The organism is Arthrobacter koreensis (assembly GCF_035792275.1).
GTDB classification, from domain to species: domain Bacteria; phylum Actinomycetota; class Actinomycetes; order Actinomycetales; family Micrococcaceae; genus Arthrobacter_B; species Arthrobacter_B koreensis_A.
Genome location: NZ_JAMWKK010000003.1, coordinates 207,069 through 225,866, shown reverse-complemented (window position 1 = coordinate 225,866; position 18,798 = coordinate 207,069). Strand labels below are relative to the sequence as shown.

Genomic DNA, 18,798 nt, shown 5'->3' with positions numbered 1-18,798 from the left:
ACTGTTGCCCATGACTTCCGGATCCCTCCTGGCTATCTGCCGTGTGCACGCGCTGCGGCCCACCTCCGACGCCGTTGGCGTGAGCGCGATCGACAAGCGGGCCGTTGACGGACCCGTCAAGGTCTACGCCCTGGGACTCACCGGCGACGTGCAGGCAGACCGCCGGCACCACGGCGGCGAATCAAAGGCCGTCTACGCCTACTCCCAGGAAGATGCTGATTACTGGGCGGCGGAACTGGGTGAGCCGGTGCAGCCGGGCCGGTTCGGTGAGAACCTGCGGGTGGCCGGCATCGACGCATCCCATGCAGTGGTGGGGGAGCAGTGGCGGATCGGCGCGGACGTGGTGCTCGAAGTGACCTGCCCACGCACGCCCTGCCGCAACTTCGCGCAGTACATGGGCCAGCCCCGGTGGGTGGCCCGGTTCGCCGCGGCCGGACGGCTGGGAACCTACCTGCGCGTCGTTTCCCGGGGTTCGATCCAGGCCGGAGACAGCGTGGAGCTCATCTCCCGGCCGGAGCACGGCGTCAGCGTTGCCGATGTGTTCGGCGGGCTCTCCCCGGAACAACATTCCCGCTTGTCAGAAGCCGGTTCCTCGGGAATGTACCTGTCTCCGGAGATCCGCAAAGTGCTCCGCCGGCAGCCCGTGGGGCAGGATGCGGTGCCGGGCGCCGTATAGGCCATGTGCCGGACCTCACGGCGATAAGCGGCGGGTAAGCGGCTGCCATGCCGTACACTTGAGTAATCCCCCACTCCGGTATTCCCTGATTTCCCTGCGGACTTGAGTCCATTGCAGGTACGTTGTGTTGGGGCCCGCATGAAACATGCGGGCAGATTCATCTCCTGGGAGCGCCGGCAAAGAAATCGTCACACCGAGCCGCGGTCGCAACCCAGTGATACTGGCCCACAGCTGTGACGGAGAGTCCTGCCTGGGATTGCAACAGTGCCCGGACTTATGTACTCGCAGCCGCCAGAACCGGCTGCCCGGCCCCACTGATGAGGAATATCCCCTTGCCTGAGAACACCCAAGAAATTGTCGAAGAAAACACTGCCGCCGAAGCTGAAGAAGCCCAGGTGCTGTTCTCCGATTTCAACCTGGATGCACGCATCCTTGCTGCGCTGACCGACGTTGGCTACAAGACTCCGTCGCCCATCCAGGCAGCCACCATCCCCGTCCTGCTCGAAGGCCGCGACGTCGTGGGCCTGGCCCAGACCGGCACCGGCAAGACCGCCGCCTTCGCTGTTCCCGCCCTCTCCCGCATGGCTGAGCTGGCCGAGGTCAACGGACCTACCAAGGACACCCAGATCCTGGTCCTGGCCCCGACCCGCGAACTCGCCCTGCAGGTAGCCGAGGCCTTCACTTCCTACGCCGTGCACATGGACGACTTCACCGTCCTCCCCGTCTACGGCGGATCCCCCTACGGTCCCCAGCTGGCCGGCCTGCGCCGCGGTGCACAGGTTGTTGTTGGTACCCCGGGCCGCGTGATCGACCACATCTCCAAGGGTTCCCTGGACCTGTCCAACCTGCAGTACCTGGTCCTGGATGAAGCTGACGAAATGCTGCGCATGGGCTTCGCCGAAGACGTTGAGCAGATCCTCTCCAGCACCCCGGACGAGAAGCAGGTTGCCCTGTTCTCCGCCACCATGCCCGGTGCCATCCGCAAGATCGCCAAGAAGTACCTGAACGATCCGGCCGAAATCACGGTCAAGTCCAAGACCACCACCGGCGCCAACACGCGCCAGCGCTACGTGCAGGTCATGGGGCCGCACAAGCTCGATGCCATGTCCCGCATCCTCGAAACCGAGGACTTCGACGGCGTCATCGCCTTCGTGCGCACCAAGATGGCCACCGAGGACCTCGCGGACAAGCTGAAGTCCCGCGGCTACAAGGCAGCGGCGATCAACGGCGACATTCCGCAGCAGCAGCGCGAGCGCACCGTCGAGGCACTGCGCGAGGGCAAGATCGACATCCTGGTCGCCACCGACGTCGCCGCCCGCGGTCTGGACGTTGAGCGCATCAGCCACGTCTTCAACTACGACATCCCGCACGACACCGAGTCCTACGTGCACCGCATTGGCCGTACCGGCCGTGCCGGACGCACCGGCGACGCCATCCTCTTCATGACTCCGCGCGAGAAGTACCTGCTGCGCGCCATCGAGAAGGCTACCCGCCAGCCCGTCGAGCACATGCAGCTGCCCGGTGTTGACGTTGTCAACGCCAAGCGCCTGGCCAAGTTCTCCGAGCGGATCACCGAGACCCGCAACTCCGAGGACCTCTCGGTCTTCCGTGAGCTGGTTACCAAGTACATCGCCGAGAACGACGTTCCCGCCGAGGAGATCGCCGCTGCACTGGCCGTCATGGCCCAGGGCGGACGCCCGCTGCTGATGGAAGAAATTCCGCAGGCACCGGCCCGCCAGCGCGAGCGTTCCGAAGGCCGCAACGACGGTTTCGGCTCCCGCGGCCCGACGCGCCCGCTGACCGAAGGCAACGCGACCTACCGCATCGCCGTCGGCCGCCGCCAGCGTGTCATGCCCGGCTCGATCGTGGGCGCCATCGCCAACGAGGGCGGCCTGTCCTCCTCGCAGATCGGCGGCATCGACATCCGCGCCGACCACACCCTCGTGGAACTGCCCGCTGACCTTTCCAAGGACCAGCTGCGCGCCCTGTCCCGCACCCGGATCGGCGGCGAGCTGATCCACCTGGAACTGGACAAGGGACGCCGTCCCGCACGTGAAGGCGGCTCCTACGACCGCGCTGACCGCGGTTTCAAGAAGGATTTCAAGAAGCGTGACGGCGAGCGGTCCTTCGGTGACCGCGGTTCGGACCGTCCGTACAAGAAGAAGTTCGACGGCGACCGCAGCTTCGGCAAGCCGGCCGGTGCCGGTGCGGGCAAGCCGCGTTTCCGCGACTAAGAATTGCCAACAGGTTGGGTGTTCCCGGGAGGGGGCACCCAACCTGCGTTTAACGCCGGTTGGCTCCCCGGCTGGCAGCCATCCGTGCCGCTTCTGCCGGATGAGCGGGGCGGCTTCGGTGGGCGCGGTACAGGTGGACGAACCACAGTGCGGGTCCCAGGACGGGGAAGCCAAGCACGCCCAGCAGGCACAGGAACTTTATGCCCGGTGCCAGGTTCTTCTGCCGGGCCAGGGAAATGACCGCCGCGACGGTCAGCACCAGGACCACGGCGCCCATGGCGGTGACTGTGAACTCCCACCACATGGGCATTATCGGGTTGGCGCCTTGGTCCATGGTGTCCTCCTCTGTGAACGCTGCCGGATGCCGGCGCAGTTCCGGGTCAGTCTGCCACAGCAGGTTCCGCGGGCACGTAGCCAGCGGTATCGCGGGCGTCCCGTACGTCCTGCCGTAGCTGCAGGATATCCGCCGCAAGCGCTGCGAGGTCGCGCAGCGTGGCTTCCTGGTCGCCGGTGAGGCTGCGCGCCGCGCGGTCCATGACGCACAGGGTGCCCAGGGCCAGCCCCTCAGCATTGCGCAGCGGCACTCCGGCATAGAAGCCGAAGCCCGGCGAAGCGACCACCAGCGGATCAGCAGCGGTGCGCAGGTCATGCTGCACATCGTCGACTATGAACGGGGTGTCCTCGCGGACGGTAACCGGGCACAGAGACTCCTGGGCTGCCGCTGAACCCCGCCGTGTGCCGCTTCCGGACACAGTCCACACCCGGTCGGCGCCCACAATGGACACGGCGGCTACGGGAACACCGAGCAGTCTGGAAGTCAGTGCCGTGATCCGATCCAGCGCCGGATCACCTTCGGCTTCAACAGTGGGCCCCAGCTCCTCGGCTGCACGGACACGATCAGGATCTTCGAACGCCTCGGTGCTGCGCCGTCCGCGCCCGGCCCTGGTGAGGTCCTGCATAACCTCGGAGACTTCGTGGGCGGAGGGCCGGTCACCCGGCTCCAGTGCAGTCATGGCCTCCAGAACCCCCGCCCACTCCGGTCCCACGGAATCCGGGATGACCGGACCGCGGAACAGGCGGGCCAGGGCGCTCTCCACCGCCATGCCCGGGAAAGCGCGTTCCCCCGTGAGGCACCGCAGCAGCACGAGTCCCAGTGAGTAGACGTCGCTGGGTGGACCGGCGGGCTCCGACCGGACCTGTTCAGGGCTCATGAAGCCGGCAGTACCGGTGAATTCGTCGCCCTGGGGGCTGGGGTCTCCGGCCATCTGCGCGACGCCGAAGTCGGTCAGTTTGGCACGCAGCCGGGTCTCATCTTCCCGGTAGTCGAAGAGCAGGATGTTTGCGGGCTTGATGTCCCGGTGCACAATGCCGCCGCGGTGCATGTAGTCCAGGCCGATAGCCAGATCGTAAGCCAGGTACGCAACCTGGCGCGGCGGCAGCGTGCCCTTGCTCAGCCGGCGGCTCAGGTCCGAACCCTGGACCAGTTCCATGGCCAGCCACACAATCGAGGTGCCGGACGGAGAGACCTCTGTTCCGGCGTCGAACAGTGTGATCAGGCTGTGGTGGTTGAGCTGGGACAGAACCTTGGCTTCGGCCTCGTTCCGGCTGCGCTCTTCCTCGGTGCGGGCAAGGGAAGCGATGAGTTTCACGGCCACTTCGCGGCCCAGGAGTTGATCCACGGCGCGGTGAACCGATCCCATGGAACCGGAGCCGATCCGCTCCTGCAGGCGGTACCTGCCGCCCACAACCGTTCCTGGACCCATTTGCCTTGGCATCCGCGCACTCCTGTAAGAATCTAATCCTGCCGGCGGGGGAAACGGCGGTAGCGGAAACCCTGTTGTTTCCTGTTTCCCATTCTACGGTCGCGGGCCCTCCCAGGGCGGCAAGACAGGCTGCTGACCTGCATGGACAGTGTCTTCGGTCACAGATGACCGGATTGGCCCGAATCGATTTCGTGATGCGGAGAAAGTACTGGTAGAGTCTTATGTCGTTGCCCCGGTAAGGGGCGATGCCCCGATAGCTCAGTGGTAGAGCGCCATCTTGGTAAGATGGAGGTCCCGGGATCGATTCCCGGTCGGGGCTCTCAATGGGAGGGTCCGCGTTTGTAAGCCTGTTGTTCAAGACTAGGCGAAGCACGCGGGCTTGACTCATTTATGGCGGTGTAGCTCAGTTGGTTAGAGCGCACGACTCATAATCGTGAGGTCGGGAGATCGAGCCTCCCCACCGCTACAGAGAAAAACCCCCGGGATCCGCGAGATTCCCGGGGGTTTTCTGCTTTCCGGGACACTGCCGTGTGCGCCGCACCGGTGGATTTGGCCCGCCGGAATGTGGGTGTGACACGCAGCGCTCCGCCCGGGCGGAACGGGGGCGGCTTGTAGGATCACTGGGAGAGCGCCGTCCTAAGTCAATCGCCCGAGCACGGAACGAAAGATGCAGACCCGATGACAGAGAAGAACCCTGCCGCTGAAGAGCAGGCCCTGCCGACCCGGCGCGCCCGGCGGGCAGTGCAAAGCCGCGAGGGATCCGCTCCGGCGGACAGTGCCGGGGAACGGCGCCAGGCGCAGGGACGCGCCCCGGGCCGTGCCGAGCCTCCGGCCCGGGACGAGGAAGCCCCTCTGACCCGCCGCCGTGCCCGGGCTGAGCTCAGGTCCTGGGGGAGCAGCGCAGCGCCCGACGCCGGTAACGGGTATGCCGTGGACGGATCGCCTTCGGTGCTGGTCGACGAACAGGACGCTGCCGGCCCGCAAGCGCCGGAGGATCCGGAGCCGGGATTCCGCCACCGGGAAGACGGCGCCCCCGAAACCGCGCACGGTGCGCCTGTGCCGGGGGAGCTCGAAACAGCGCTGCGCACCGATGAGCCGTGGCAAGCCGAAACGTACCAGGAACAGGCCAGCCGCGAGGAGCCGCAGATGCCCGAAACACCGCAGCTGGACTGGCCGGCCGAAGAGTATGCGCCGGAGCCGCCCGCTCCGGTATCCACGGATGCTGAGTCCACGGACGCTGAGTCCCCGGGCGCCGAGCCGCGCTGGGAACCTTCCTGGGATGCGACGGAACAGGCTGACGCCCCTGAATCCGGGTCCGAACACGAATCAGCGCCGGAGCCGGAGCCTGAGCCTGAGCCGGAGGCTGACGTGGAACCCGAGTCAGCGGCTGAGGCCGCGGTGCAGCCAGCACCTGCGCCGGATGCCGGGGAAGACAGCCAGCGGCTCGCCGTCGTGCTTCCGGAACCGCCGGCCGCGCCGCCTGCCGGGCCGCAGCAGGAGATTGAAATCCGTGGCAGCGGTTCGATTGAGCCGTATGCCGGCCATCCTTCCGGCCTGCCTCTGGAGCCTGCCCAGATGCCGGTTGACCTGCGCGAACGCACCCGCGCCGCGGTGCGCGGGGAGCCCAATGACGTGCGCCGGGCAACTTTCCTGGACACCCAGACCGCCAAGATCCCTGCCGCGCGCGGATTCCGCGGTTTCCTGGCGTCGCTGGGCATTCGGATCGCGCCGTCTGCCCGGGAGCTGGAGGAACGCCGGGATACCCGGATCGTCAGCCAGCACTGGCCTGGGCCGCGTACCATCTCCGTGGTCAACGGCAAGGGCGGGGCGAACAAAACCCCCACCACCGTCATGCTGGCCGCCATCTTTGCACGCAACGGCGGCGGTCCGGTCCTGGCGTGGGATAACAACGAAACCCGGGGCACCCTCGGCTGGCGGACGGAACAGGCACAGCATGACGCCACCGTCATGGACCTGCTGCCTGAGACCGGGCTGCTGCTTTCCCCGGCGGCGCAGTCGGCCATGCTGGCGAAGTTCGTCCACCACCAGACGGATGACAAGTACGACGTCCTGCGCTCGAATCCGAACGTGCTGGCCTCGGAGCAGAAGGTCACCAAGGCGGACTTCGACGCGCTGCACTCAGTGGCGTCCAAGTACTTCCGCCTGAACGTCGTGGATTCAGGCAACGACGAAAGCGCCGAACGCTGGCTGCGGATGATCGACCACACCGACCAGCTGGTCATTGCCACTACCACCGTTGAGGAACACGCCGAGGCGGGCGCACTGCTGCTTGAAGCGCTGCAGGAACGCGGCGGCAAGTATGCGGAACTGGCGCGCGGCGCCGTCGTCATTGTTTCCCAGGCCGACCGCAACGGCACTGAGGCGCAGGCGCGGAGGGTCGCCGAGGCGTTCAAGGTGCTGGCCCGCGCGGCCGTGACCATTCCGTACGACCCTGCGCTGGTGAAGGGCCAGATCCGCTACGCCTCGCTCCGGCCCGCCACCCAGCGTGCCTGGCTGAGGGCAGCGGCAGCCGTAGCCGGAGGCCTGTAGAAAGATCAGCTTGCTTATCATTGCTGTTTTTTCCTAGGGTAGAGGGCAGAGGCGGTTCAGACCGGACCGCCTGACCACGAACGGAGGCAAAATGTCAGCACATGATATTTCCGGCAAGAAGGTCGCTTTCCTGCTCACGGACGGCGTGGAGCAGGTCGAACTCACCAGCCCCTGGGAAGCCGTAAAGGAAGCCGGTGGATCACCGGTCCTGGTTTCGCCGTCCAGCGGCAGCATCCAGGGCTTCAACGGCGTGGACAAGGGTGACACCTTCACCGTGGACCTGGACGTGGCGGATGCCAGCGCTTCAGACTTCGATGCACTGGTCCTGCCCGGCGGCGTCATCAACGCCGACTACCTGCGCGTGAACAAGGATGCCCAGCGCTTTGCCCGGGACTTCTTCGAGGCCGGCAAGCCGGTGGCAGCGATCTGCCACGGACCGTGGCTGCTGATCGACGCCGAGGTGGTCAAGGGACGTGACCTCACCTCCTTCCACACCCTGGCCACAGACCTGCGCAATGCAGGGGCCAACTGGAGCGACGAAGAGGTGGTGGTGGACCAGGGCCTGGTCACGAGCCGCACCCCGGACGACCTTGAAGCATTCAACGCCAAGGTGGTCGAAGAGATCTCCGAAGGACAGCACGCAGGGCAGCACGCCTGACGTTTCCCTTCACGCTCCGCCCCGGCAGCCGTCAGGCTCCCGGGGCGGAGTGCTGTCCGCAGCCGGTCGCGGCCTGTACAGCTTGACCACCTGGTTGGATGAGACGTCCAAGTCCTTTCCGCCGTGCACACCTAGGGTGGGGGAGACTAAGGAATCCAGCGAAGGGGAGCACGTGTGACCAGCCGAGAGAAGCTGCCGGACGGCCAGCGGCCGCTGGAAGGAATCCTGGTGGCGGACTTTTCCCGGGTCCTGGCAGGTCCGCTCTGCACCATGACACTGGCAGACCTCGGAGCACGGGTCATCAAGGTTGAACGGCCCGGAACCGGAGACGACACCCGCAGCTGGGGACCGCCGTGGTCCGGCACGGGGGCAACTTACTTCGAGTCCGTGAACCGGAACAAGGAATCCGTCTGCCTGGACCTTGCCGATGAAGACGGGGTGCGCTTCGCCCGGGAGCTGGCGCTGCGGGCTGACGTGCTGGTGGAGAACTTCAAACCCGGCGGCCTGGAGAAGCTGGGACTGGGCTACGCGGAACTGAGCAAGGCGAATCCAGGCCTGGTGTATGCCTCGATCTCCGGTTTTGGCGACGGGGGCGGCCGGGACCTGCCCGGCTACGACTTTGTGGTCCAGGCCCTGGGCGGGCTGATGAGCATCACCGGCGAGCCCGGCGGGACGCCGATGAAAGCCGGAGTGGCCCTGGTTGACGTACTCACGGCCAAGGACGCCGCCACCGCGGTACTGGCCGCGCTGCACGCCCGGACCGCCACGGGCAGGGGAAGCCATGTCCGGCTGAACCTCCTCTCCAGCCTGCAGGGAGCACTGGCCAACCAGGCCCAGGCCTATCTTGGAGCCGGCGTGGTGCCCGGCCGCATGGGCAACGCCCACCCGTCGATCGTCCCGTACCAGCTGTTGAGCTGTGCAGACGTTCCGCTGGCGGTGGCGTGCGGCAACGATTCGCAGTTCACCGCCCTGGCCCGGGAGCTCGACGCTCCCGGACTTGCAGATGATGAGCGGTTCGCGACCAACAGTGCCCGGGTGAAGCACCGGGGGGAACTGATTCCGCTGCTGGAGGAGCGGCTGGCCGCGGCCCCGGCCGCCCACTGGCAGGAACGGCTGAGCCGGGCCGGAATCCCTGCCGGTAAGGTCGCCGGCATAGATGAGGGGATCGCCTACGCCGAATCCCTGGGACTGGATCCGGTGCTTGAGCTGCGGGACGCCGACGGCGCTCCGGCTGGCCGGCAGATCCGGCACCCGGCGCTGTGGGAGCCTGCCCTCGCCCCGCGGGCCGATGCCCCGCCTAGGCTGGGGCAGCACACGGAAGACGTCCTGAAGTGGCTGCAGGAGCCGCCCGGTGACGCCGCGGCGGACGGACGCTACGCCTCGCGCTGACGCAGTTCCAGCCACAGCGGCGCGAACACATCCGGATCATCCAGGTCGACGCCCAGCAGTGACGAGACCAGGGCCATCCGGTGCCGCAGCGAGTTGCGGTGGATGCCCAGCGCACGCGAGGCGTTCTCCCAGTGCCCCCGGTGCCGCAGGTACTCGGTGACTGTTCCCACCAGGTCCGCCCGGGAATACCCGGCCAACTCCTGCACCCAGGCCTGTGCTGCTGCATGGGCAGGCGCCGCTGTTCCGGCGAGCGTTCCGGCCGGGGCCTGGGCCAGTGCGCGGCGCAGGCCCGGCAGCACACCCGGAACTTCCGACAGGCTCACCGGATCGCTGACAGCCCCGGACAGTTCGGCAGGCTCCGCCGGCACATCCGCGGCTTCGTTCCAGGCATGGCTGGTCCCGGCGCCGGTGTCCCCGGCCCCGGTGCTCCCGTCTTCGGGCAGGAGCACATACAGCACCCCGTCCCGTTCGTGGCGGAGCGTGCAGTCCGGCAGCCGGGCCGTCAGCGGCGGCACTCCCGGCGCGGGTTTCAGGGCCGGTGCCGCGAGCAGCAGCTGACCGGGGACGGAATCACCGGGCGCAGCCAGTGCCAGGACCCTCATCCGCCGCGGCAGCTCGGGATGCCCGGCGTCCTCAGCCAGGATCCGGGCCGCTTCCGTGTGGCCGTGGAGCACAAGCTTGGCCACCGCCGCCTCCAGGACCGCGGCCGCATCCGAGGCAGCTTCCCGCTGACGGGCCTTCAGCGCCAGGAGGGTGCAGACCGTCATGATCACCTGACGGTCCGGTGCAGCAAGCTTCCGGCCGGGCCCCACGGCCAGGAAACCGTGAATCCGGCCGCCGGCCGAAATGGGGTACTCCACCACCGGCTGTCCGTGCAGTTCGAACGTCGCCGCTGCATGAGTGCCGGCACGGTTCAGCCGAAGAGTCTCCTCCCGCAGCAGGGGAAGCAGCGTGACGGTGCTTTCGGGCCAGTACCGTGCCGGCTCTGCGCCGGAGGGGAGGAAGGCCGCCCAGCCGCCCAGGGCCTGTGCCAGGCCCCGGATGACGGCAGCGGCGCCGCCCGGACGCATCGCTGCCTGCGCAAGCGATGTCTGCGTGCCAAGGCTCCCCAGCAGCTCCGCCTCGCCGGTCCGGGCTGAGAGCCGCCAAAAGGCACGGGAGACGTTCTGGAACGGCACGCCGTCGGGCACTGCCAGCAGATGGATCTGCGCCTCGTCGCACGCCGCGGACAAGTAGTCCGGCACCGAAGCCAGCCACGGCCCCAGCCCAATTCCCAGGGCATGGACCCCCCTGCTGCGAAGCCGCTGGACATAACGCCCCGTGGCCGCAGGGTTTCCACCCAGCGGCATTCCGGTAGTGAGCAGGAGTTCACCGCCGTCGAGGTAGGGCGTGGGATCCTCAAGCTCTGAAACGTGGACGCCGGTCAGGTCCCGGGCGGGAAGGGACCGTCCGTTGACGGGTATCAGATGTGTCCCGAGGACGGTGCAGAGCTCAGCAAGGGAAACCATGGGATAAATCATCCGGTATACGCCCATAAATTGGCCCGAATGCTCAATGACGCATGTCGCGCGCCTCCGTAGCGTGTGTTGATGTCCCTCACCTCGCCGCCGGCATTCCAAGAGAGAAGAGCACCATGAGCACCACAGCTGTCCCGGCCCCGGAAACCCTGGATCCCTCCGACCTGATCAGCTTTGACTCCCTGCTGAGCAGCGGGGAGCTGGAACTCCGGGCAAAGGTCCGCAGTTTTGTGGATGAAGCAATCCGGCCCAACATTGCGGGCTGGTTCGAAGCGGCGCACTTCCCGCTGGAAATTGTTCCGGAAATGGGAAAGCTGGGACTGCTGGGCATGCACCTGCACGGATACGGCTGCAGCGGCCGCTCGGCTGTCGAATACGGTCTGGCCGGCGCCGAACTCGAGGCAGGGGATTCAGGGCTGCGGACCTTCGTGTCCGTTCAGGGCTCACTGGCCATGAGCGCCATCTCCAAATGGGGGTCCGAAGAACAGAAGACCCGCTGGCTTCCGGGCATGGCGCGGGGCGAGGAAATCGGCTGTTTCGGCCTCACCGAACCCACGGCAGGTTCCGACCCCTCGGCTATGAAGACCTTCGCCCGGCGTGAGGGCGGCGACTGGGTCCTTAACGGCACCAAGCGCTGGATCGGCCTGGCCAACGTCGCCTCCGTGGCGGTGATCTGGGCGCAGACCGACGACGGCATCCGCGGCTTTGTTGTGCCCACCGATACGGCCGGCTTCACGGCCACCCCGATTGAACCCAAGCTCTCGATGCGGGCCAGCATCCAGTGCGAAATCGAACTCAGCAGCGTGCGGCTCCCCTCCGACGCCGTGCTTCCTGATGCGCGGGGCCTGCGCGGACCCTTCGCCTGCCTCAATGAGGCACGCTACGGGATCATCTGGGGCTCCATGGGAGCAGCCCGGGATTCGTTTGAAGCCGCACTGGCCTACTCTAAGGACCGGCTGCAGTTCGACAAGCCGCTGGCGGGTTACCAGCTCACCCAGCAGAAGCTGGTGGACATGGCACTGGAAATCAACAAGGGCTTCCTGCTGGCGCTGCACCTGGGCAGGCTCAAGGACTCCGGATCGCTGCAGAACCACCAGATCTCCGTGGGCAAGCTGAACAACGTCCGGGAAGCGATCGCCATTGCCCGGGAGGCCAGGACCATCCTGGGCGGCAACGGCATCACCCTCGACTACTCGCCGCTGCGCCACGCCAACAACCTTGAGTCCGTGCGGACGTATGAAGGCACGGATGAGGTCCACACCCTGATCCTCGGCCAGCAGCTCACCGGAGTCCCCGCTTTCCGCTAGCCTGCACCGTTCCACCCAGCACAGGAGAAGGCCTTGGCCAACAGCATCCCCGCCGCCCTGCGGCAGTTCATCGCCGGCAAGTGGGAAGACGGCGACGGCGCAGACCTCGTCTCGTCCAACCCTGCCCGGCCGGCGGAAACCGTGGCCGCCGGCCGGCAGGCGGCTCCGGAACAGCTGGAGCGGGCCGTGGAGGCTGCCGCCGGCTCGGCCAGGGCCTGGGCCGCGGCACCCATGCACGAACGCGGTGCCATCCTGGTCCGTGCCGCCGGAATACTGGACGCGGCTGCGGACGCACTTGGGCTGGAGCTCGCCCGGGAAGAAGGCAAGACCGTGGCCGAGGGCAGGGGAGAGGTTGCGCGGGCAGCGCAGATCCTGCGCTACTACGGGAATGAAGGGGACCGGGCAGCCGGTGAAGTGTTCTCCTCGCCGCGGCGCGGGGAGCAGATCCTCGTGGTACGCAAACCGCTGGGCGTCATCGGCGTCATTACGCCCTTCAACTTTCCCATTGCGATTCCGGCGTGGAAGATCGCCCCGGCCCTGGTCTACGGCAACACCGTGGTCTGGAAACCGGCCAGCACGGTACCCCTGCTGGCCCAGCGCCTGGCCGAGGCACTGGATGAAGCGGGGCTGCCCAAGGGTGTGCTGAACCTGGTGGCCGGATCGGGTGCGCTGGGCACGGCCCTGGTGGAACATCAGCTGCTGGACGGCCTCACCTTCACCGGGTCCACCGGAGTTGGCCGAAGGCTGGCCGCGGCCGGCGCGGCACGGGGAGTGCCGGTGCAGGCTGAAATGGGCGGCAAGAACGCCGCGGTGGTCCTGGCCGGCGCGGACCTCGACCTGGCCGCGGAGCAGGTGCTCTTCGGTGCGTTCCGCTCGACCGGCCAGAAGTGCACGGCAACCTCACGGCTGATCGTGGAGGAGCCGATCGCTGATGACTTCCTGGCCCGGCTCACCGGCAGGCTGCAGCAGTGGAGAACCGGCGACCCGGCGGATCCGTTCGTCCAGATGGGACCGCTGGTGTCCGGGTCCGCGGCGGAGGGTGTGCGGCGGGGGATCGATGCAGCGCTTTCCGGCGGTGCCCGTCTGGCGTTCCAGGGCAGCCTGCCCGAGGACGCCGGGGCGGCATTCGTTCCGCCGACCGTCCTTGAACTGCCCGCAGAGGCGGACGCCGCGGAGTCCAACCCCGCGTGGACCGAGGAGCTGTTTGGCCCGGTGCTCGCAGTCCGCCGCGCCAGCGGTGCCGCACAGGCCTTCGAGTGGGCAGGGCAGGGCGAATATGGGCTCTCCGCCGCCGTCTTCACCCAGGACATCACGCGGGTGCTCGGCGCCGTGGACGGCATCGACGTCGGAATCCTGCACGTGAACTCCGAATCTGCCGGGGCCGACCCGCATGTTCCGTTCGGCGGGGCCCGGAAATCCGGGTACGGTCCGAAGGAACAGGGACAGTCCGCCAAGGAGTTCTTCACCCACACCACCACGGTCTACCTGCGCGGAGGCACACCCGCCTAGGGCCCTGCCCGGAGGAATCCGGCCCCGGGCCCGGCGCGGGCGGGACTGTCTGCGTGCGATACCGTGAAATGGAACCCCTAGCATTCCGGAGGCCCCGCCGTATGACCGACTCGATGTACCTGTGCGGCGGCACGGCCTGGGACGGCGAGGGAGCGTTCCTGCGCCTGGTCCAGCCCGGCGGGAACAGGGCCGTGCTGAGGCTCGCTCCCGGGTCGGAACTGCGTTTCCGGGTCCGGTCCGAGGCCGCGCGCTACTGCCTGGGCTACGAACTGGTGGAAGAAAGCGGACGCAGGTCCCACTCCTGCCCGGCCAATGCCGCTGCGGAGCGGGGCTACCAGTGCAAACGCTGCTTCTTCCAGGACGAGGGCCGTTTGGTACACAACAGCCACCGCGGGGGCGGGCTGCCTGCCGGGCTCCGGAGCTACCTCGCCCGCCCGCAGTGGCTCTACATTGCTACCTTCGCGGACGGAACCACCAAGGTCGGCACTGCAGCCGACCGGAGGAAAGTGCTGCGCCTGACTGAGCAGGGCGCCCTCGCCGCCCAGTATGTCGCCCGCGCTGCCAACGGGCTGCAGGTCCGGGTCCTGGAGGACGAGATTTCCGCCGCACTTGACCTGCCGCAGGCCGTGCGCGCGGGACACAAATGCGCGGCCCTGGCTGCTCCGCTGCCGGAGGCTGAACTCGCCGCCGTCAACGCTGGCCACGCCGACGCCGCCAGGGCAGTCCTGTTCGACCGGGACCCGGAGGGTTTCGAGATAGTGAAGGAGGCCTGGCCGCGGCCGGACGCGTTCCGGACAGTCCTTCAAGAGCCTGCTCCGGGCCTCTACCCGCTGCCGCTTTCCGCCGGCGAGCACGGACTGGTGATCCGCGGCATGCTGGGCAGCACTGCGCTCGCAGCAACGGACGACGCCGGACTCTGTTTCCTCGCTGACCTCACCGCCCTCAAGGGCCAGCGGATCGAATTCGGGGACTTCCGCACCGGCCTGCCTGCACTTCAGCAGCCGCTCTTCTGACGGTCGGGAGTGCTTCGCCGTTTCGGTGCCCACGGCACCGCGACTGTATTCTGAAGCCATGCTTAACACCCCCTGGGAAACCGGTTCTCCGCTCTACCGCCGCCTCGTCGTCGTTGCACTTTCAGTGACCGGCGCGGGAATCCTGATGGTCATTCTGGGCGCGGTGACCAACCAGCAGGTCATCATGTACCTGGCCCTGCCGGTGATTGTTGTGGGTATGAGCGTTCACCTGAGCGGTATGGTGGTGCGAGCCCGTGACGCCCGACGCCGGATGAAGGGAAACAAATGAGCATCAACCCCGAACTGCAGGGCCGGAGGTACCCCGCCGGTGAGTCCTATCAGGTGGGCCGCGAGAAGATCCGGGAGTTCGCCCGTGCCGTGAAGGCCACCAGCCCGGCCCACTTCGAGACCGCTGCGGCGCAGAAGCTCGGTTACGCCGACCTGGTTGCCCCGCCCACGTTCGCGATCATCGTGGCCCAGCAGGCCGACGCCCAGCTGATCCGGGACCCGGATGCCGGCATCGACTTCTCCCGCGTGGTCCACGCAGACCAGCGCTTCACCCACCACCGCCCGATCGTGGCCGGCGATGAACTGCTGGCGGAACTGCATGTCGACACCGTGCGGGCGATGGGCGACGGCGCCCTGGTCACCACGCGCGCGGAAATCTCCACTGTGGAGGGCGAGAAGGTCGCCACCACGGTCTCATCGATCCTCGTCCGGGGAGAAGGCCAGTAGCCATGTCCATTGCACTGAGTGAACTGCAGGCCGGGCAGGAAATTGGCCGGACCACCCTGGAAATCAGCCGCGCGGACCTCGTCCGCTATGCCGGAGCGTCGGGAGACTTCAACCCGATCCACTGGAACGAACGCTTTGCACGCTCCGTGGACCTGCCCGGGGTTATTGCCCACGGCATGTTCACCATGGGAGCTGCCGTCCAGCTGGTCACGGACTGGATCGGGGACCCGGGAGCGGTCCTGGACTACCAGACCCGCTTCACCCGCCCGGTCACCGTCGAGGACGTGGATGACGCCCCGGGTGCCGTCGTCGAAATCACCGGCATGGTTGGCGCCGTCGATGCGGACAACTCCACCGCCAGGATCGATCTGGCAGTGACGTTCAACGGCCAGAAGGTACTGGTCAAGGCCCAGGCGGTTGTGCGGGTCTGGTGAGCGCTCTGACCTCGATGCAGCTTGCATCCCTCACGACATCCCGCGTGGGCGGGCCGGCCAGGCGCTACCTGAACGCCGAAACCCCCGATGAGCTTGTCTCCATGGTCCGCGCGGCGGATGAAGCCTCCGAGCCCCTGCTGATCGTTGGCGGCGGCTCCAACCTGCTCATTTCCGATGCAGGTTTCGACGGCGCCGTGGTGCACATTGGCAACCGCGGGATCGAGTTCCGGGAAGGCGACGGCGGCACTGCCGTCGTCGACGTCCAGGCCGGACATCCCTGGGATGACCTCGTGGCCAGGACTGTGGCCGAAGGCTATGCGGGTCTCGAAGCGCTCTCCGGAATCCCCGGGCTGGCAGGGGCGACGCCGGTGCAGAACGTGGGTGCCTACGGCTCCGACGTCTCGCACAGCATTGTCTCGGTCCTTGCCTGGGACCGCCGGGAACGCTCCCGGCGCCGTTTCGGCGCGGCTGAACTCGGGTTCGGCTACCGTGATTCGCTGCTGAAGCGCACCACGGTGAACGGATCTCCGCGCTACGTTGTCCTCAGCGTGGAGTTCGCTCTGACCAAGGGGACGGCCAGTGTCCCCGTTCGTTACGCCGAGCTGGCACGCGCCCTGGGCGTCGAGGTCGGCGAGAGCGCCGATGCCGCCGACGTCCGCCGCGAGGTGCTGCGCCTGCGGGCCGGAAAGGGAATGGTCCTGGATCCTGCGGATCCGGACACCTACAGCACCGGGTCCTTCTTCACGAACCCCATTCTGCCCGCACCGGATGCAGACCGGCTGCCTGCCGAAGCACCGCGCTATCCGGCTGCTGAACCGGGCATGGTCAAGCTCAGCGCAGCCTGGCTGATCGAGCATGCAGGTTTCGGCAAGGGGTTCGGACTCCCGGGCACCGCCGGGGAGGGCCTCGCAGGCGGCCGCGCATCGCTTTCCGCCAAGCACACCCTGGCCGTCACCAACCGCGGCAGCGCAACGGCCGAAGACCTGCTGGCCGTTGCCCGTGCGGTGGCCGACGGCGTCGAGCACCGCTTTGGCATCCGGCTGCACCCGGAACCGCTGCTGATCAACTGCGCTTTGTAGCGCTCTTCCCCAGTCACCGAGACAGCAGAAACTGCCCGTTTGGAACTCCAACGGGCAGTTTTCTGCTGTCTCGGGCTGTTTCAGCACCGCGGAGAAATTGTACTTAGACCTTCGAATACTTAGAATCTTTAACTATGAGCTTCGATGAGTCCCTGCAGCTGTCACAGCAGCTGCGCCCGATGCTGCCCCGGCTCTACCATCTGAGCCGCCGCCGGATTCCGGGCTGGGACCTGACGGCCTCACAGTCCTCGGTCATGAGCACCCTCGTGGACCGCGGTCCGCTGCGGATGGGTGAGCTTGCCGCACTGGAAGGCGTCCAGCTGCCCTCCGCCACTTCAGTGGTCAACGGGCTGGTCAAACTGGGCCTCGTGGAACGCCGTGCCGATCCAGCCGACCGGCGCGCCGTCGTCATTGACCTGACCGGGAAAGGCCGCCGGCAGGTGGATGAGCTTGTGGAGCGCAGGAACCACTCCTTTGCCCTGCTGCTCGAGCGGCTCCCCGAAGAGGACCGCAGACTCCTCCGGGACGCCGTTCCGGCAGTCACCCGGCTTCTGTCCCTGGGACCGGATGCGCCGGAGGCTGACCAGCCCGGCTCCCGTCACTTAGCGGACGGCTAAAGACACTTCGAAAGGCACCACAAATATGAGTAAAGCTGCAGCCGTGCGGGAGGCATCCGCACATCCACGGCTCGCGGACGCGCTGCGCGGCCAGCCGAAAACGGTGTGGGTCACGGCGTTTGCCGCCGTGATCGCATTCATGGGCATTGGGCTGGTGGACCCCATCCTGAACACCATCACCGAGGAACTCGGCGCGTCTCCCACTGAAACCACCCTGCTTTTCGGTTCCTACCTCGGTGTCCAGGTCCTGGCCATGCTGCTGACCGGCGTGATGTCCTACCGTTTCGGTGCCAAACGCACGCTGGTGACAGGACTGGTGCTAATTGTCCTGGCGGCGGGGGCCTGTTCGCTCGCCAACAGCATCGAGACGCTCGTGTGGCTGCGGGCCGTCTGGGGACTTGGCAACGCGTTCTTTATCGCCACAGCCCTGTCCGTGATCGTCGGTGCCGCCGCCGGAGGGCAGGCCGGGGCGATCCTGCTCTATGAGGCAGCACTGGGTGTCGGGCTCGCCGTCGGGCCGCTCCTGGGCGCAGTGCTGGGCACCATCTCCTGGCGCGGGCCCTTCGCCGGGACCGCAGTGCTGATGGCCATCGGCGTCATCCTCTGCACTGCCCTGCTGGCGAAGGACAAGGACAAATCCGCGCGGCAGAAGATCCGGCTCATTGATCCGATCCTGGCGCTGCGGAACCGGAACCTGCTGATGACTTCCCTTGGCTCCGCGTTCTATACCGCCGCGTTCTTCTCGATCATCGCCTGGTCGCCCTTCGTCCTGGAGGAGGGCGCCTTCTTCGTCGGCTTTGTCTTCGTCGGCTGGGGCCTGTGCGTGGCGGTCTCCTCCGTGGTGCTGGCACCGAAGGTGGCCGGCTGGTTCGGTGAACGCGGCGGAGCCGTGATTACCGTGCTCATCTACGCCCTGGTACTGCTGGGCATGGCTGCCGGGAACAAGGCCGTTGTGGTGATTGGCATCATCGTCTCGGGCATCTTCTCAGGCATCCTGAACACCCTCTTCACCGGCACGGCGATGAGTTCGGGGGCGGGCCCGCGTGCTGTGAACAGCGCCGGCTACAACTTCCTTCGCTGGTTCGGCGGCGCAGTCTCAGCCATCCTGGTGGGGCACGTTGCGCAGTGGCTGGGCATGCGGGCGCCGTTCTGGATAGGAGCGATCTGCTGTGCGGCGGCTGCGGGACTGCTGCTCCTGCGCAGCGGGGCGGGTGACCCGGATCCGCACGCCGTACCCGAAGCGGCTGCCGCCGTCGGCGCAGACTAGCTTGCCTGCAGGCGCGCACGAAGCCGCGCCTCATGACAGAAGCCGTCCGT

General features: G+C 67.2%; 17 protein-coding genes and 2 tRNA genes. 16 read left to right on the top strand and 3 right to left on the bottom strand.

The features are described 5' to 3' along the window. Positions 1–10 precede the first annotated feature (10 nt). The gene (locus tag NGB94_RS04585) at positions 11–676 is read left to right on the top strand and encodes an MOSC domain-containing protein (RefSeq protein ID WP_325789362.1); all 666 of its coding nucleotides are present in this window, start codon (positions 11–13) and stop codon (positions 674–676) included. Positions 677–993: 317 nt separating this feature from the next. Beyond that, positions 994–2,910 carry a DEAD/DEAH box helicase gene (locus NGB94_RS04580; RefSeq protein ID WP_325789360.1) on the top strand — a complete coding sequence of 639 codons (1,917 nt, stop codon included), beginning with the start codon at positions 994–996 and terminating at the stop codon, positions 2,908–2,910. A 49-nt stretch (positions 2,911–2,959) separates the two neighbouring features. Here NGB94_RS04580 and NGB94_RS04575 read toward each other — a convergent pair whose 3' ends face one another. Both NGB94_RS04575 and NGB94_RS04570 read right to left on the bottom strand, forming a co-directional pair. Continuing rightward, complete coding sequence (locus NGB94_RS04575) at positions 2,960–3,244, bottom strand: PLDc N-terminal domain-containing protein (protein ID WP_325789358.1); 285 nt, start codon at positions 3,242–3,244, stop codon at positions 2,960–2,962. Positions 3,245–3,290: 46 nt separating this feature from the next. Beyond that, positions 3,291–4,655 (bottom strand): GAF domain-containing serine/threonine-protein kinase, encoded by a 1,365-nt coding sequence (locus tag NGB94_RS04570; RefSeq protein ID WP_325789357.1) that lies wholly within the window; start codon positions 4,653–4,655, stop codon positions 3,291–3,293. A 265-nt stretch (positions 4,656–4,920) separates the two neighbouring features. Between NGB94_RS04570 and NGB94_RS04565 the strand changes: the two genes are divergently transcribed. The 5 genes from NGB94_RS04565 (at position 4,921) to NGB94_RS04545 (ending at position 9,270) form a co-directional block, all read left to right on the top strand. Next, positions 4,921–4,992: transfer RNA gene (locus tag NGB94_RS04565), tRNA-Thr, on the top strand. 73 nt (positions 4,993–5,065) lie between these two features. Beyond that, positions 5,066–5,139, top strand: a tRNA-Met gene (locus tag NGB94_RS04560). Between the two features lie 212 nt (positions 5,140–5,351). Beyond that, positions 5,352–7,223: an AAA family ATPase gene (locus tag NGB94_RS04555; RefSeq protein ID WP_325789355.1), complete on the top strand. Its 1,872-nt coding sequence runs from the start codon at positions 5,352–5,354 to the stop codon at positions 7,221–7,223. Between the two features lie 91 nt (positions 7,224–7,314). Then, the gene (locus NGB94_RS04550; protein WP_325789353.1) at positions 7,315–7,881 is read left to right on the top strand and encodes a type 1 glutamine amidotransferase domain-containing protein; all 567 of its coding nucleotides are present in this window, start codon (positions 7,315–7,317) and stop codon (positions 7,879–7,881) included. Between the two features lie 174 nt (positions 7,882–8,055). After that, positions 8,056–9,270, top strand: a complete 1,215-nt coding sequence (locus NGB94_RS04545; protein ID WP_325789352.1) for a CoA transferase — start codon at positions 8,056–8,058, stop codon at positions 9,268–9,270. Here NGB94_RS04545 and NGB94_RS04540 read toward each other — a convergent pair. Beyond that, a complete protein-coding gene (locus tag NGB94_RS04540) occupies positions 9,255–10,778 on the bottom strand; it encodes a PucR family transcriptional regulator (RefSeq protein WP_325789351.1) in 1,524 nt (507 codons plus the stop codon). The two genes, NGB94_RS04545 and NGB94_RS04540, sit on opposite strands and share 16 nt — an antisense overlap. A gap of 125 nt (positions 10,779–10,903) precedes the next feature. Here NGB94_RS04540 and NGB94_RS04535 point away from each other — a divergent pair, with 125 nt between their 5' ends. From NGB94_RS04535 to NGB94_RS04495, 9 genes are all read left to right on the top strand, one after another. Beyond that, positions 10,904–12,094, top strand: coding sequence for an acyl-CoA dehydrogenase family protein (locus tag NGB94_RS04535; RefSeq protein ID WP_325789350.1), 1,191 nt, complete (start codon positions 10,904–10,906; stop codon positions 12,092–12,094). Between the two features lie 33 nt (positions 12,095–12,127). Next, on the top strand, positions 12,128–13,603 hold the full coding sequence (locus tag NGB94_RS04530; protein ID WP_325789349.1) for an aldehyde dehydrogenase family protein: 1,476 nt from the start codon (positions 12,128–12,130) through the stop codon (positions 13,601–13,603). A gap of 101 nt (positions 13,604–13,704) precedes the next feature. Continuing rightward, positions 13,705–14,616, top strand: coding sequence for a DUF2797 domain-containing protein (locus NGB94_RS04525; RefSeq protein ID WP_325789348.1), 912 nt, complete (start codon positions 13,705–13,707; stop codon positions 14,614–14,616). A 58-nt stretch (positions 14,617–14,674) separates the two neighbouring features. Next, the gene (locus NGB94_RS04520) at positions 14,675–14,905 is read left to right on the top strand and encodes a hypothetical protein (RefSeq protein WP_325789347.1); all 231 of its coding nucleotides are present in this window, start codon (positions 14,675–14,677) and stop codon (positions 14,903–14,905) included. Next, positions 14,902–15,351: an FAS1-like dehydratase domain-containing protein gene (locus NGB94_RS04515; protein ID WP_325789346.1), complete on the top strand. Its 450-nt coding sequence runs from the start codon at positions 14,902–14,904 to the stop codon at positions 15,349–15,351. Before NGB94_RS04520 ends, NGB94_RS04515 begins: the two co-directional genes overlap by 4 nt. Positions 15,352–15,353: 2 nt before the next feature. Beyond that, positions 15,354–15,785 carry a MaoC family dehydratase gene (locus NGB94_RS04510; protein ID WP_325789345.1) on the top strand — a complete coding sequence of 144 codons (432 nt, stop codon included), beginning with the start codon at positions 15,354–15,356 and terminating at the stop codon, positions 15,783–15,785. 5 nt (positions 15,786–15,790) lie between these two features. Continuing rightward, complete coding sequence (locus NGB94_RS04505) at positions 15,791–16,864, top strand: UDP-N-acetylmuramate dehydrogenase (RefSeq protein ID WP_325789461.1); 1,074 nt, start codon at positions 15,791–15,793, stop codon at positions 16,862–16,864. A 134-nt stretch (positions 16,865–16,998) separates the two neighbouring features. Next, positions 16,999–17,481, top strand: coding sequence for a MarR family transcriptional regulator (locus tag NGB94_RS04500; protein WP_325789344.1), 483 nt, complete (start codon positions 16,999–17,001; stop codon positions 17,479–17,481). Between the two features lie 25 nt (positions 17,482–17,506). Continuing rightward, positions 17,507–18,748 carry an MFS transporter gene (locus NGB94_RS04495; RefSeq protein WP_325789343.1) on the top strand — a complete coding sequence of 414 codons (1,242 nt, stop codon included), beginning with the start codon at positions 17,507–17,509 and terminating at the stop codon, positions 18,746–18,748. Positions 18,749–18,798 lie beyond the last annotated feature (50 nt).